Source organism: Bradyrhizobium sp. USDA 4516 (assembly GCF_054055915.1).
Map to the genome: position 1 here is coordinate 6668483 of NZ_JBSRXT010000001.1, position 14190 is coordinate 6682672.

A 14190-nucleotide genomic window follows, 5' to 3' on the forward strand; every position below is an offset into this window, starting at 1 on the left:
GACGGGTGGAAACAATGAAGTATCTTTCGCAGATAGCCGGAATAGCTCTCCTGGCCTTTTGTGCCGGTTCGCCGGCGACGGCGGTCGCCGCGCGGTCTCTGAAGATCGGCGTGCTCAACGACGCGTCCGGCCCTTACTCGGACAATGCCGGCGAAGGTTCTGTGACAGCGGCCAAAATGGCGGCCGAGGACTTCATGCGGCTTCATCCGGATTTCAAGGTCGAGATCGTCTCGGCGGATCACCAGAACAAGGCTGATGTCGGCGCCGCCATCGCGCGCCGCTGGATCGATCAGGAGAAGGTCGATGCGGTCGCCGACGTGCCGAACTCGGCCGTTGGGCTGGCGGTCAACGAGGTCATGCGCGGCACCAAAGCGGCGCTGATCGCATCGAGCGCGGCGTCGTCCGACCTGACCGGGAAATACTGCTCACCCAATACGATTCAGTGGACCTTCGATACCTGGGCGGCCTCTCACACCATCGGCGCCTATCTCGTGCATCACGGCGGCAAGAAATGGTACTTCATCGCCACCGACAATGCGCTCGGCAAATCGATGGTGCGCGACGGGACGGCGGTGATCGGTGCCGGTGGCGGGACCGTTCTCGGATCGGTCAATGTACCCATCAACAATGCGGACTACGCCTCGTTCATCCTGCAGGCCGAAGGGTCCGGCGCGGACGTGATCGCGTTCGCGACCGCCGGTGGCGACACCGTCAGCCTGATCAAGCAATCCGCCGAGTTCGGGCTGAAGCAGAGCGGGCGCACCTTTGCCGCGCTATTGACCACCACCAACGATGTCGAGTCTAGCGGGCTTGCGGTCGGGGAGGGGCTGATCATCACGCAGCCGTTCTACTGGGACCTCGACGATGCCAGCCGTGCCTGGTCGGCCAAATTCGGCGAGCGGCAGCATGGGCAGTCGCCGACCGCCTTCCACGCCGGCGTCTATTCCTCCGTGCTGGCCTATCTGAACGCGGCGCTGGCGGCGGGAACCAATGACGCGCCGGCGGTCGTTCAGAAGCTGAAGGAGAAGCCGATCGACGACGCCTTGTTCGGGCCGGTCGTGGTTCGCGCGGACGGCCGCGCCATCCACAACATGTACATCTTCAAGGTGAAGAGCCCGGGTGCCTCGAAGAGCAAGTGGGACCTGCTGGAGCAGGTCGGCGCGCTGTCCGGGCCGGAAGCCTTCCGGCCGCTCGACCAGGGCGGTTGCTCGCTCGTCGACCCGCCGAAGAGCAATTGACGACGACGGCCGCGATCCTTGGATCAACACTGCTCAAATTGACGGATATCCCGATGCTGGATCAGCTTGAAGCCGACTTCCCCGAGCACACGCCTCGTCCCGCCGGCGCGCCAAGAGCGCTCGAGGGGATCCGGGTGATCGATTTCTCGCATTTCATCGCAGGGCCGTTTGCCACCATGATCCTCGCCGACATGGGGGCCGAGGTGATCAAGATCGAAGCGCCGGGCCGCGGCGACGATCTGCGCCGTTATCCCCCGGTGCATCCCGATCTCAGGCACGGCGCGCCGTTCCTGTGGACCAACCGGAACAAGCGCAGCGTCGCCCTCGATCTCAAATCCCTGGAGGGCCTGAAGATCGCGCGCGAGCTGATCGCGACGGCGGACGTCCTTGTCGAGAATTTTTCCGCGAGCGTGATGGCGCGGCTGGGGCTCGACTACGAGAGCTGCCGCAAGATCAAACCCGAGATCATCTACTGCTCCGTGTCGGCCTATGGCCGCGACGGGGCATTTTCGGACCGGCTTGGCTTTGATCCGATCGCGCAGGTCGAGAGCGGCTTCGTGTCGATGAACGGCTATGCCGACCGCGAAGGCGTGCGGGCTTTGTCGCCGGTGATGGACATCAGCACTGCGATGATGGCCAGCAATGCGATCCTTGGCGCCCTGTTGGCGCGCGAGCGCAGCGGGCACGGCCAGGCCATCGAGGTGTCATTGTTCGAGAACGCCGTCCTGATGACCGGCTACGCGACCACGCAGTCGCTCTTTAGCGGTGTCGATCCGAGGCGAAGCGGCAACACCAGCCCGGACACGTGTCCGTCGGGGTGTGTTCCAGGCCAGCGATTGCTCCTTCTATATCAACTGCGGCAACGACAAGATCTTCCAGCGCCTGACGGCGCAGGTTCTCGAGCGCGAGGATCTCGCGGGGGCCGAAATCTATGCAACCGGCCCCGATCGAATCCGCCGGCGCGAGGAGTTGTTCGCGATCCTCGGCGATGCCTTTGCCCGGCAGCCCTGGTCGCACTGGCAGTCGCGGATGCGGGCGGCCGGCGTGCCCTGCGGCCAGCTGCGCACCGTCGGCGAGGCGATCCGTTCGCCCGAGGCGAGGGAGCGCGGGATCGTCACCCGGATCCCGCATGAGACGGTGGGGTGGGTGCCGAACGTGAACCTGCCGATCCGGTATTCGCGGACACCGATCGTGGATCCCGTTGCGGCACCGGCAGTTGGGCAGCACACCGAGAACGTGCTGCTTGAGTTGCTCGGCTACGACAAGACGGAGATCGCGCGCCTTGCCGGAGGCGGAGCCTTCGGCAGCGAGGCTTCGCGACAGGATGCCAAACCGTGACCGGGCGCGCGCGAGACGAGCGGACGCTGCGGGGCCGTGTGGCCGTGATCGGGATCGGCGAAACCGAATATTATCGTCATGGCGCTTCTCCCGATCCGGAATTGAAGCTCGCGTTGAAGGCGATCCTGGCGGCTTGCGAGGATGCCGGGCTCGATCCCCGCGAGATCGATGGCTTCTCGTCCTACAGCGACGATCGCAGCGAGGCGTCACGGCTGGCTGCGGCGCTGGGTACGCATCGACTGCGCTCCGCGACCATGCAATGGGGCGGAGGCGGCGGCGGTTGCGGCGCGGCGGTTGCCAACGCGGCCGCCTCGATCGTCGCGGGCCTTGCCGATTGTGTCGTGGTGTTCCGCTCATTGGCGCAGGGCCAATATGGCCGTTTCGGACAGGCAGCCGGGATTCACACCGTTTCGGGCGAACGGTCCTATCTGATGCCCTATGGGGTGCTGGCTCCCCCGCAGCGCTTTGCCATGCGGGTGCAACGCTACATGCACGAGCATGGCGTGCGACAGGAGGCTTTGCGCGCGATTGCGCTCGCCTCCTATCATCATGCCCAGGCCAACCCGCGCGCGGTGATGCGAGGCAAGCCGCTGGATATCGAGAAGTACGATGCCTCGCGCTGGATCGTGGAACCCTTCCATCTTTACGATTGCTGCATGGAAAATGACGGCGCAGCGGCATTGGTGCTGGTGTCGGCAGAGCGCGCCAGCGACTTCCGGCACAAGCCGGCCTATCTGCTCGGTGCGGCCTTCGGATCCGGGCATCGTGCGGCGGCAACGGCGCACAATGCGCCGCTCTACGCCACCGCGAACTTCGGCACCGTCGCGCCCGATCTGTACCGCATGGCCGGGGTAGGGCCGTCAGATGTCGGTGTGGTCCAGGCGTACGAGAACTTCACCGGCGGTGTCGTGATGGCGCTGGCGGAGCACGGCTTCTTCAGGCCCGAGAAGGCCAACGACTTCCTGACTTTCGACAATTTGATCGCTCCATCCGGGAAGCTCCCGCTCAACACCAGTGGCGGCAACCTTGCCGAATGCTACATGCACGGCTTTGAGCTGGTGTTGGAAGCGGTTCGCCAGGTGCGTGGCGCGTCGGCGAGCCAGGCTCGACGAAATGATGTGGCGCTGGTGATCGGCGGCCCGATGGTGACGCCGGCCAGCAACCTCATTCTGGGTTCAGAGGCGACGCTATGAGTGGGTCTTCACGTGCGCACTGTCTTCCTGCCGGGTTGCCCATTCCGGTCAGTGACCCAGATGGGCTTTCGGCACCGTATTGGATGGGCCTGCGGGAAAACCGCCTGCTGGTGCAACGCTGCGCCCGCTGCCGTTCCTGGCAGTTCGGGCCTGAATGGATTTGCCACAATTGTCATTCCTTTGACCTTAGGTGGACGGACGTCGAGCCGACCGGCCGCATCTACAGTTGGGAACGCGTGTGGCATCCGTCACACCCGGCGCTAAAGCAGCACGGCCCGTATCTCGCGCTGCTCGTCGAGCTGCCACACGCCGGTGGCGTGCGCATGGTGGGTAATCTGCTGGGCGATCCGCGCCAGACCGTGGTCATCGGAACTGAGGTTGGAGGAGTCTTCGAACATCACCCGGAGTCCGATCCATCCTTTTCGTTGCTGCAATGGCGGCTGAAGCAAGGCGCTGACCGGGTGGACGGTCACTCGACCGGCTAACAAGTTTTGTGGATTGGCAAGAATAATCCAGACGCAGACGAGCCGGACCCGGTGTGTCGACGTTATTTCTCTTGGCTTAAGCTGGCTCAAACGAACGCAGGATGGATGGGGCGAAAGTTCAAGTATTGCTGTGACTTAGAAGATCGCTTGAGCAGCGAGAGATCAAGAAAAATCCATCGCCAGCTAGATGACGTTGGATGCAGGACCGAAGGCGGGCAATCAATAACGGCCACCGTCGCGCTTCTGCTGGGCGATCCAATCCGACAACGTCTTTTTCGGCGTCGGCGCTGAGGTCCGGCTTGGCGATGTTCTCGGGTTCTCGCCCGCGCCCCTTGCCGAGCGGGCTCGCTGCTTATCCGTCCGGTTCAAGGCAGCACTCGAACTTTCTGCAGCTTCCTTCTCAAGACGCAGCTTTTTCAATCGCGCCATCTTGTCGCGTTCCGCATCTGCTTCGGGTCCCTCGGACAAGAGCGTCCTTTGCTGAGCATCCTCCGTCGAGACCACGATGCCCACAACCGTCGTCTCTCCAAGCGCCTTGCAAGCTTCGAGCCGCTGTAGTCCCTCGACCAGAACGAAGCGGTCTTCGTCGGGCCTGACGAGAATGGGGGTTTGTTGTCCGATTTCCAGAATGCTTCCAGCGATCTCCTCGACGACTTGAGGCTTGATTGCCTTCCTTCTTTTCACGGGAACGTAGATCTTCTCGATTGGGAAGCTTTCCGGCTTGGGCATAACGTCTACTCCGCTGTACAGGCCCGTCCGAAACGTATGCCGGGGAGGCAGGATATTAAGAATGAACCGCGCGGCTGCAATGGCAATCTTAGCGCGCCGAGGCTTGATCGGTGCGGGAGCCGGGCGCATTCTGAGCGGTGCAGCGCCAACGCGTGATTGTCCGGCGAGCGGTTGCAGTGAGAGTAGGCTATGCGCCTTGTTTCCATCCAGGATCACGACGCGATCCGTGTCATCACCTATGCTAACGCCCCATTCGGCACCATGACGGCCGTCGGGGCGGCTGAGATGTTCGATGCGGTAGCCGCTGCAGGGATGGCCCCATCGGTCCGGGTCATTGTCATTACAGGGGGGCTACCTGGCATCTTCATCCGTCACTACGACGTTGCGGAACTCTCCGAGGCCGCTGATGCGATTGAGCGCGGAGCGTCTCGCGCCGCGTCGTCGCCTGGTCCTCGGCCACCTGGTTTCCACGCGCTGACGGATGCGATTGCAGCGGTCGACAAGCCGGTCATTGCGGCTATCAATGGCCTGTGCATGGGAGGAGGCTTCGAGCTTTCGCTGGCCTGCGACCTGCGCATCGCCGGGAGCAGTGGTACGGCGATCGGGCTTCCGGAAACGCGCATCGGCATCTTTCCGGGTGGTGGCGGTACACAGCGTTTGCCCAGGATCGTTGGAGAGGCCAGGGCGCTCGAGATGATCCTTCGTGGCCTGACAGTGACGGGACAGCGCGCGCACGAAATCGGAATTGTGCATGAGGTCGTCGCCGACCCGCTCGCGCGTTCCCTTGAGATCGGCGCTGAGCTATCGGGCCGAAGTGCCGAAGGCCTGGCCTTTGCCAAGCGCCTTACCCGGTCAGCTCTCGACCGTCCGTTGGCCGAAGGCCTGGCCGACGAGCGCAAAAGCTTTTCCACCGTGATGAGGACAGCTTCGGCTCGGGAAGGCCTGCGGGCCGGCCGACCACCAGCCGAAATCCAGAAGCTCTAATGTCACACGGCTCCCCTTGAGGTAGCCGGACGCTCGCACGCGAGGGCTTCCCGGTGAGCTTGAAACGTGGCTCACGAGGGCTGAAAGTCTTAATCTCCCAACGAGAGCACCTAGCAGCTATGCTTGAGCGGGGATGGCGCCATGGCGTAAGGGTACACGACCATGCTCATGATGAGGTCAGTCCTCAGGTTCACGACGGGGCGTTATCTTCAGCGCAAGAGCTTCAAATTGCCGGTCAGCGACCGAACCCATTTCTCGGGCCCGTAGAAGCCCAAGCCGTCAATCGTCTCGTTCGAGAGCGCGCGCAGCGGAAATTCGGCGAGATAGTCCTCAAAGCGGTGGAGTCCCCTGGCGAATTGAGGAAAGGGGACCAAAACGGCGCCGCTCGCCAATGGCTGCGCGCGCGTCAGCAGTACGGACAGCGCTTCGGGCGTGGCTTGCAGAATTGGTACCGGACGGTTTGCACTGGTCCAGACGGTGAGCCCGTTACCGTCGGTCAAGAGGTTTCCTCCGAGGTCCGGCTCTGCGGCGCCGATACCGATGCTCAAGGCCGCAACTGTGTTCGCAATCAACCCAAGCGGCAAGGCTGGATTCACAACAATGGCGATGCGCGCGCTGGCGGTATTCATTCGGAAACCATTCCTGCAGCCGGGTAAGTCCCAGTACACCTCGATGCTTCCCCGCCGGGAAGCTTTCCCTGATCGTTGCTGCAGTCATTCGATCAAGATGTCTGGCGCTAGCTGGCTGGCAGGATCTATTGCATAGACCGACAGGTCGTCGACACCCCGCGCACGCAAAACCTCCTCGTCGATCAAGGTCTTGCCCGAAAATGCGCGACTGTCTTGCGTAACGATGAAGTGTGCCGCATCGGCCATGATTGAAGGCGAGCGGCTGCGGCGATAATCCGACTGGTAGTGCACACGCACGGCGTCGGTCGCAATCATGGTCTTTGGCCAAAGAGCATTAGCGGCAATTCCAAACGATCGAAATTCCTCGGCCAGCGCCAGAGTGTACATCGTCATGCTGTACTTCGAGGTGGCGTACGCCGGATACTTGCCGAGCCAGATTGCCGACTTCGGCAGTGGCGGTGACAACGTGAGAACGTGGGGATTTGACGACCGCTTCAGGTGCGGTACAGCATGATAGGCACAGATGTAGGTCGCCCTGCCGTTCACCGCACTCAGCAAATCGAACTTTTTGGCCGGAGTATCGAGCAGGCCGGTCGGACTGATGGCGCTGGCATTGTTCACGAGGATGTCCAACCCGCCGAATTCCTGAACCGTCCTTTCGATGGCGTTTGCGAGCGCATCGGCGTCGCGTACATCGACACGGAGGGGAAGGGCGGCGGTACCGAGCTTACGAATGTCCTCGGCCACTGTATGGATAGTTCCGGGAAGAGTTGGATGGGGCTCGCTCGATTTGGCCGCGAGCGCAACTCGCGCTCCTTCCGATGCGAATTTGAGCGCAATCTCCCGGCCTATGCCGCGGCTCGCGCCTGTAATGAAAACGACCTTACCGTCCAGGGATCCCATTTTCTCACTCTCCTGCGAATATCGGCGGCCGCCTATCGTTGAACGCCTTCATGCCCTCGCGAAAGTCCGCCGAGGAGGCGCAGTCGACGAATGAAGCTAGCTCGGCCGACAGTTGTTCGTCGAACGTTGCGGTATCGGCGCTCCAGACCAGGGCTTTCACCGCACGGCTTGCGGCGGGCGAGTTATCGGCTAGCGCCCGCGCCATTCGGGTCAGCTCGGCCTCGAGCTCCTGCTCTGCACATACTCTCGTGATCAATCCGCGCGACAGTGCCTCGCTTGCGCTTATGCGGTCAGAGAGGAGCATCAACTCCAGCGCTCGTCTTGGCCCCGCGAGGCGCGTCAGCGAGTGACTCATGCCGCCATCGGCGGGAACGCCCAGCCGCCGGTAGGCCACTGAAAAATGCGCCGTGTCGGCGGCTAGAACGAAATCACAGGCCAACGCCAGGGACATTGCTCCGCCGGCGCAAGCCCCGTGCACCGCGGCGATAGCCGGCTTTCCTGAGCGTCTCAGTGAAACGAGTGCGTCGTGGAAAGCAGTGATGATGTCCATTGCAAGCCGCGGGAAGGTGGCGCCGGCAGTGGAGAAAGCTCGTAGGTCTCCGCCGACCGAGAAATTTGCTCCGCGGCCTCGGATGACGATAACCTTGACGCTGGCGTCACCTTCGAGGTCGAAGGCAGCTGCCCTGAGCGCAGTCGCCAGCCCGAGCTCGACCCCATTGCCTCGCTCCGGCCGGTTCAGCCAAATCGTCCCGATCCTGTCGGCAACGACGAGTTCGATTGGAGATGGTGCTGTGGTCACGAACTGATCGTCCTTCTGATGTTCGGCAATGATTTGCCTTACTTGTTTCCCAAAATCCGCCCGGCCAAGCAGTGGCCTTCGCTCGCTCTTTGCGCCGATCAGGTCGTTTCACTGCTTGAGAAGCGCGCACTTCGATTCGCTGACAGGCCGATAGGCGTCTTCACCCCGGATTGTCTTGACGATCTCGAGATAGTCCCACGGCTCCTTGGAATCTGATGGCTTCCTTACGCGCGCCAGGTACATGTCACGGATCACCCGCCCGTCCTCGCGCAGCCTGGCGCCATGTACGAATGTGTCCTCGACCGGAAGTTCGCGCATCTTGGCCATGACCGCGGCGGGATCATCTGTTCCGGCGGCCTTGATCGCCTTGAGATAGTGCAGCACGGAGCCGTAGACGCCGGTGTGAATCATGGTCGGCATGACGTTGGTCCGGGCGAAGAACCTCTTTGACCAGGCGCGGGTCTTGTCATCCATGTTCCAATAGGAGGCCGTCGTCATGTAAGTGCCTTGTGCGGCCTGCAGGCCGACAGCGTGCACGTCGGTATCGAACATCAGCAGGCCAACAAGCTTCTGGCCGGCCTGAACCAGGCCGAATTCACCGGATTGCTTGATGGCGTTGTCGGTGTCCTGGCCGGCATTGGCAAAGGCCACAACATCCGCCTTGGAGTTTTGCGCCTGCAGTACAAATGACGAGAAGTCGGCGGTGTTGGTCGGATGCCGCACGTTGCCGAGGACCTTGCCGTCCAGCTCCTTGATGAAGCGCGTCGCGTCTTTCTCAAGTTGCTGGCCGAACGCGTAGTCGGCGGTGACAAAGAACCAGGACTTGCCACCCTCCTTGATGACAGCCGACGCCGTCACTTTGGACAGCGCGTAGGTATCGTAAGAAAAATGTACGGTGTTGGGGCTGCACAATTCGTCGGTCAGGGAGCTCGCGCCCGGGCCGGACAGCAGCGCGATCTTGTTGCGCTCCCGCACCATGTTGTGAACGGCGATCGCAATACCCGAGTTCGGAATGTCCGCTACCGCGTCGACCTTGCCGTTGTCGAACCAGTCGCGAACGATCTGCAGGCCGACGTCGGTCTTCATCTGGTGGTCGGCGCTGACGATTTCGATCGGCTTTCCGAGTACTGTCGGGCCGAATTCCTCAACGGCCATTTTTGCTGCCTCGACCGAGCCGGGACCGCTGTTGTCGCGTCCCCAGCTTGACAGGTCGGTCAGCACGCCAATCCGGACCACGTCATTCGAGATTTGGGCGGAGGCGGTCGACGCTGTCGCAACCAGGATGGCCAGGGCCAGGAAATTCCTCTTCACGTGTTCTCCCTCATTTTTTTATCGTACAGTGGAATGGTCGGCCGCCCAGATGTCTGCGCGACGATGTGGTCGGGCCGAACGCAGCCGTTACAGCTACGTCTTATCGAATCGCGGCTCGCGCTTTTCCCGGAATGCATCGATGCCTTCGCGTGCATCGGCGTGCATCAGCAGGAACGGAAACCCATCGATCGCATGGCGCATCTCGTTGCCGCCAAGACCGCGATTGTAAAAGGACTTGGCCATCTGCACGGCAAGGCGAGGCTGTGAGGCGATGCGTTGCGCGAACGCGATTGCGTCGGCGAGAAGGCGTTCGTCGGGAACGACGCGCGACACGAGCCCAAGACGACTTGCTTCCGCGGCGTCGACAGGCTCGCCGAGGATGCTCATTTCCTTGGCTTTTGCGCGCCCGACGATGTCCTGAAGCCGAACGATAGCGAAGCCGGGCAGCAGCCCGAGCTTGATCTCGGGTACGGCAAAGCGAGCGCTCTCGGCCGCCAGGATGAAGTCGGATGCAATGGCGAGCTCAAATCCACCGCCATAGGCTATTCCGTTGACCGCGGCGATCACCGGCTTGAGGGCCCGTTCGGGAGCGCTCAGGACCTCCATGGCGTCGATGAAGAACGCGCGCGCTTTCTCCGGATCGAATTCGAAGGTGCCGATATCGGCGCCAGCGCAGAATGCCTTGCCACCGGCGCCGGTGATGACGCTGACACGCACTGCATCGTCCTGGTCGGCCCGCTGTAGTCCTTCACGGATGCCCATGCGAATGCCGCTGGTCAGTGCGTTCAGCTTGTTGGGTTCGTCGAGCGTCAGGATCGCGATGTTGCCCTGAACATCATAATTTACACTTCCCAATCGTAACATGTGCGTTCCTGAAGGGTTCGTGAGGAGGTGGCTACTGCGGGATGAGGTCAGGCTCGACGACGGCGACGACGGCGTTTCGCTCGACGGCGTCGCCGGGTTTGAAGTGGACGGCGGTCACGACGCCGTCCACCTCGCTGGCAATGCGCAGTTCCATCTTCATGGATTCCATGACAACGGTCGGATCGCCTGCCTTCACGCGGCCACCGACCGTGACGTTGATCTTCAACACCACGCCGGTCATCGGGGCGCGCAGTTCGCCGCTGATCTCGGCGTCGGTGCTGATGTATCTGAGGTAGGGGATCGCGGTCATGGTATGGGCGCGGCGCGGATCGTGCACGAAGATCGCCTGTTCGTTCTGTACGATCCGCACGGTCTCACAGCGCGCGTTGACTGCGGCGGCGAACATGTCGTCGGCAAGCGGCGAAAGCTGCACCCGAATCCTGTCATCGTCGACACCGATCAGCATCGAGCCATCTGGCTGCAAGGGCGCAAAGCGGATCTCCGCGCTGTCGCCTGCGGCCTCGAGGTGGAGAATGGGGATCGGTGACAAGCCGTCATCGGCTGCCGCCATCTGCCAGCCGGTCAGACCGTTGGACTGCCAGGGGTTGCTGGAAGCGGCAGCGCGCTGGCGCATCATCCAGAAATACGCGCCAACCGCCAGCGCCTCCGGGTCAATGTCGCCAGCGGTGGCCGCGAGCGCATCGATCCGTTCGTCGATCAAGCGGGTATGAAAAGTCGCGGCGCGGGTCGCGGGCAAGGCGATCAATCGACGGAGAAAATCCCGGTTGGTGACAACACCGAAGATCGAGGTTTCGCCGAGCGCGCGATCAAGTTGGTCGAGCGCCTGATCGCGGGAGGCGGCATGAGCAATCAGCTTGGCGAGCATCGAATCGTAATAGGGCGTAACGATCGACCCGCTTTCGACGCCGGTCTCGACCCGAATGCCGCTGGACGGGAACCTGACATGGGCGAGCTCTCCAGTGGATGGCATGAAGCTGTCATTCGGATCTTCGGCGCAGATGCGCGCCTCGATCGCGTGACCCTGGCACAACACTTCGCCCTGCTTCATAGGCAGGCCTTCGCCAGCGGCGATGCGGAGCATAGCCTCGACGATGTCGATGCCGGTAACCATTTCGGTTACGGGATGCTCGACCTGGAGCCGGGGATTGACCTCCAGGAAATAGTAGTCGGTGCCGGTGACGATGAATTCGACCGTGCCGACGCCACGATATCTGAGCCTGCGTCCGAGCCGGACGGCATCGTCGAGGATACGCTGGCGTAAGGCGGGAGCCAGGTTGGCAGCTGGCGCTTCCTCGATCAGCTTCTGGTGGCGACGCTGCAGCGTGCATTCACGTTCGAACAGGTGGATCACGTTGCCGTCGCCGTCACCCGCGATTTGCACCTCGATGTGCCTGCCTTGCAGGATCAGTTTCTCGACGATCAGCCCTGTGTCGCCGAAAGCATTCCTTGCCTCGCGCATCGCGGACTCGATTTCGTCGGCAAGTCCGTCGTAGGTCGAGATCGCCCGCATTCCCTTGCCGCCGCCGCCGGCCGCGGCCTTGAGCATGACCGGTAGTGCGAGCCGGCGGACGATGCGTTCGACTTCGAGGCGATCCTCGCTCGGAGCTTCGCTTCCGGGTACCGTGGGGACACCGGCGGCGGCGGCTTCCCGCTTCGCGGATGCCTTGTCTCCCAGCCGCTCAATGGTAGCCGGCGTCGGCCCGATGAATACCAGTCCGGCTGCTTCGACCGCGCGGGCAAAGTCGGTGTTTTCGGCCAGGAAGCCGAAGCCAGGATGGATCGCCTCCGCGCCGGTGGTTTTCGCGGCGGCGATGACGGCATCGATCCGCAGATAGCTTTCCGATGCCGGTGCGCCGCCGATCCCGATGGATTCACCGATAACCCTGACGTGCAAGGCGTCGGCATCTGCGGTGGAGTGCACGGTGGAGACCGCAACGCCGAGCCGTTGGCAGGTGCGGGCGATTCGGCAGGCGATTTCGCCTCGATTGGCAATCAGAATTTTCCTGAACATGGCGGGCCCCTTCGTCTACATCCGGAACACGCCGAAATCGGTGTGCTGACGCGGGACGCGCCCGGCGACGTCAAGCAACAGCGCCATCACGCTGCGAGTTTCGAGCGGATCGATCACCATGTCGCACCAGGTGTTGCGGGCGAAATTGTAGGCATTTGCGAAATCCTCGAACGTTCGCCGGGTCGGCGCCATGTAGGCCTCGCGCTCGGCGTCCGTCCAACTCGTGCCCTCGCGTTTGTGCACCTCGTCGCGAACCATCGCGAGCGTGGTCGCGGCCTGGTCGGGACCCATGATGGCGGAACGGGCATTTGGCCACATCATCATGGCATTTGGCCGGAACGCCCGGCCGCACATCGCGAGGTATCCCGCGCCGTAGGCATTACCCATGATGAGCGTGTATTTCGGGACATTGGCGCTTGCCATTGCCGTGATCATTTTTGCGCCGTTCTTGGTGATGCCGCCTTCCTCGGCTTCACGGCCAACCATGAAGCCCGTGACATCCGCCATGAACAGCAGCGGGATGTCGCGCTTGCAGCACAGCTCGATAAAGTGCGTCGCTTTCAGCGCGCTTTCGGAGAACAGCACGCCGTTGTTGCAGAGAATGCCGATCTCGAAGCCCATGATTCGCGCAAAGCCGGTCACCAGCGTATCGCCATAGAGCGGCTTGAACTCATGGAATTCACTGCCGTCGACGAGACGCGCAAGGACATCGCGATTATTGGTGGGAATGCGCGGATCCGAACTGATCAGGCCGTAGATCTCGTTGGGGTCGAAGTGTGGCTCGCGCACCGGGGCGACGGTCCGGGTTTGCCGGGGGATCTCGCCGAGACTGGCGACGATCTCGCGCGTGATGGCAATTGCATGGGCGTCGTTCTCGGCGAGATGGTCAGTGACACCGCTCACTCGGCTATGCATCTCGCCGCCGCCGAGTGCCTCGATGCCGACCTCTTCGCGGGTCGCCGCATAGACCAGCTGCGGCCCGCCTAGGAACATGGCGCCCTGGTTTCTGACGATGACGGTCTCATCGCTCAACGCGGGAATGTAGGCGCCGCCTGCGGTAGAGGGACCGTGCACCACCGCAATTTGCGGGATGCCTTCAGCCGACATCCTGACCTGGTTGTAGAAGATCGAGCCAAACTGGCCATCGTCAGGGAAGATATTGGGCTGGTCGGGCAGGTTGGCGCCGCCGGATTGGACCAGGGTCACGCAGGGCAGGCGGTGCTGCCAGGCGAAGCGCTGCGCACGAACATGCTTCTTGCAGGTGATACCATAATAGGTGCCGCCCTTTACGGTGGGCTCGTTGGCGATGATCATGCAGGGACGATCGGAGATCATTCCAACGCCGGTAATGATGCTGCCGCCGGGCGGCACGCCTTCGTACAGGCCGTCGCCGGCCAGCTGACAGAATTCGAGGAACGGTGATCCGGGATCGATCAGTGCCGCGATCCGCTCGCGCGGCAGCAGCTGATCGCGTTCCTTGTGAAGCTTGCGTGCCCGTTCCGGACCGCCCAGTGCTGCCGCGGCCCGGCGCCGCCTGAGATCCGCAACGCGTTCGGCGTAGGCGCTGCGGTTGCGGGCGTAGTCCTCGGTCGAGGTGACGACATCCGATTTCATGATTGCCATTGCGGGTGGTCCTGGCGGCTGCGCGGCAAGCCCGTCGGTGACCTGCCGCTGGTGTAAATCGA

13 protein-coding genes and 1 pseudogene are annotated in these 14190 nt (G+C 62.5%); 6 read left to right on the forward strand and 8 right to left on the reverse strand.

Features of this window, described 5'->3' with window-relative positions; all coding sequences use genetic code 11:
- Nucleotides 1-14: 14 nt before the first annotated feature.
- From ACVI1L_RS30335 to ACVI1L_RS30355, 5 genes and pseudogenes are all read left to right on the forward strand, one after another.
- Complete coding sequence (locus tag ACVI1L_RS30335; protein ID WP_168858314.1) at nt 15-1238, forward strand: ABC transporter substrate-binding protein; 1224 nt, start codon at nt 15-17, stop codon at nt 1236-1238.
- 176 nt (nt 1239-1414) lie between these two features.
- Nucleotides 1415-1987 (forward strand): annotated as a pseudogene (locus ACVI1L_RS30340) (CaiB/BaiF CoA transferase family protein); the annotation flags it as partial.
- 70 nt (nt 1988-2057) lie between these two features.
- Entirely contained in the window at nt 2058-2576 is a 519-nt protein-coding gene (locus ACVI1L_RS30345) for a CoA transferase (RefSeq protein WP_456784559.1), read from the forward strand.
- Nucleotides 2573-3769: a thiolase C-terminal domain-containing protein gene (locus ACVI1L_RS30350; protein ID WP_456784560.1), complete on the forward strand. Its 1197-nt coding sequence runs from the start codon at nt 2573-2575 to the stop codon at nt 3767-3769. Before ACVI1L_RS30345 ends, ACVI1L_RS30350 begins: the two co-directional genes overlap by 4 nt.
- Nucleotides 3770-3852: 83 nt before the next feature.
- Nucleotides 3853-4254: a Zn-ribbon domain-containing OB-fold protein gene (locus tag ACVI1L_RS30355; protein WP_225648246.1), complete on the forward strand. Its 402-nt coding sequence runs from the start codon at nt 3853-3855 to the stop codon at nt 4252-4254.
- Nucleotides 4255-4473: 219 nt separating this feature from the next.
- Here the strand turns inward: ACVI1L_RS30355 and ACVI1L_RS30360 are convergent, their stop codons facing one another.
- Nucleotides 4474-4983: a ParB N-terminal domain-containing protein gene (locus ACVI1L_RS30360; protein WP_456784561.1), complete on the reverse strand. Its 510-nt coding sequence runs from the start codon at nt 4981-4983 to the stop codon at nt 4474-4476.
- Nucleotides 4984-5172: 189 nt separating this feature from the next.
- Here ACVI1L_RS30360 and ACVI1L_RS30365 point away from each other — a divergent pair, with 189 nt between their 5' ends.
- Nucleotides 5173-5967, forward strand: coding sequence for an enoyl-CoA hydratase/isomerase family protein (locus tag ACVI1L_RS30365; protein ID WP_456784562.1), 795 nt, complete (start codon nt 5173-5175; stop codon nt 5965-5967).
- Between the two features lie 209 nt (nt 5968-6176).
- Here the strand turns inward: ACVI1L_RS30365 and ACVI1L_RS30370 are convergent, their stop codons facing one another.
- From ACVI1L_RS30370 to ACVI1L_RS30400, 7 genes are all read right to left on the reverse strand, one after another.
- Nucleotides 6177-6596 carry a DUF2000 domain-containing protein gene (locus tag ACVI1L_RS30370; RefSeq protein WP_057017218.1) on the reverse strand — a complete coding sequence of 140 codons (420 nt, stop codon included), beginning with the start codon at nt 6594-6596 and terminating at the stop codon, nt 6177-6179.
- Nucleotides 6597-6680: 84 nt separating this feature from the next.
- Nucleotides 6681-7499, reverse strand: a complete 819-nt coding sequence (locus ACVI1L_RS30375; protein WP_225648249.1) for an SDR family oxidoreductase — start codon at nt 7497-7499, stop codon at nt 6681-6683.
- A gap of 4 nt (nt 7500-7503) precedes the next feature.
- A complete protein-coding gene (locus tag ACVI1L_RS30380) occupies nt 7504-8298 on the reverse strand; it encodes an enoyl-CoA hydratase/isomerase family protein (protein WP_456784563.1) in 795 nt (264 codons plus the stop codon).
- 108 nt (nt 8299-8406) lie between these two features.
- A complete protein-coding gene (locus ACVI1L_RS30385; RefSeq protein WP_456784564.1) occupies nt 8407-9609 on the reverse strand; it encodes an ABC transporter substrate-binding protein in 1203 nt (400 codons plus the stop codon).
- A 93-nt stretch (nt 9610-9702) separates the two neighbouring features.
- A complete protein-coding gene (locus ACVI1L_RS30390) occupies nt 9703-10473 on the reverse strand; it encodes an enoyl-CoA hydratase/isomerase family protein (protein WP_063790085.1) in 771 nt (256 codons plus the stop codon).
- Between the two features lie 31 nt (nt 10474-10504).
- Nucleotides 10505-12505, reverse strand: a complete 2001-nt coding sequence (locus ACVI1L_RS30395; RefSeq protein ID WP_456784565.1) for an ATP-binding protein — start codon at nt 12503-12505, stop codon at nt 10505-10507.
- A gap of 15 nt (nt 12506-12520) precedes the next feature.
- Entirely contained in the window at nt 12521-14128 is a 1608-nt protein-coding gene (locus ACVI1L_RS30400) for a carboxyl transferase domain-containing protein (protein ID WP_456784567.1), read from the reverse strand.
- Between the last annotated feature and the right edge of the window lie 62 nt (nt 14129-14190).

Bases quoted from the DNA above. Each gene is read 5' to 3' on its own strand.
- ACVI1L_RS30375 (WP_225648249.1), bottom strand. From the start codon at position 7,499: ATGGGATCCCTGGACGGTAAGGTCGTTTTCATTACAGGCGCGAGCCGC.
- ACVI1L_RS30370 (WP_057017218.1), bottom strand. From the start codon at position 6,596: ATGAATACCGCCAGCGCGCGCATCGCCATTGTTGTGAATCCAGCCTTG.
- ACVI1L_RS30390 (WP_063790085.1), bottom strand. From the start codon at position 10,473: ATGTTACGATTGGGAAGTGTAAATTATGATGTTCAGGGCAACATCGCG.
- ACVI1L_RS30335 (WP_168858314.1), top strand. From the start codon at position 15: ATGAAGTATCTTTCGCAGATAGCCGGAATAGCTCTCCTGGCCTTTTGT.
- ACVI1L_RS30365 (WP_456784562.1), top strand. From the start codon at position 5,173: ATGCGCCTTGTTTCCATCCAGGATCACGACGCGATCCGTGTCATCACC.
- ACVI1L_RS30400 (WP_456784567.1), bottom strand. From the start codon at position 14,128: ATGGCAATCATGAAATCGGATGTCGTCACCTCGACCGAGGACTACGCC.
- ACVI1L_RS30395 (WP_456784565.1), bottom strand. From the start codon at position 12,505: ATGTTCAGGAAAATTCTGATTGCCAATCGAGGCGAAATCGCCTGCCGA.
- ACVI1L_RS30360 (WP_456784561.1), bottom strand. From the start codon at position 4,983: ATGCCCAAGCCGGAAAGCTTCCCAATCGAGAAGATCTACGTTCCCGTG.
- ACVI1L_RS30355 (WP_225648246.1), top strand. From the start codon at position 3,853: ATGGGCCTGCGGGAAAACCGCCTGCTGGTGCAACGCTGCGCCCGCTGC.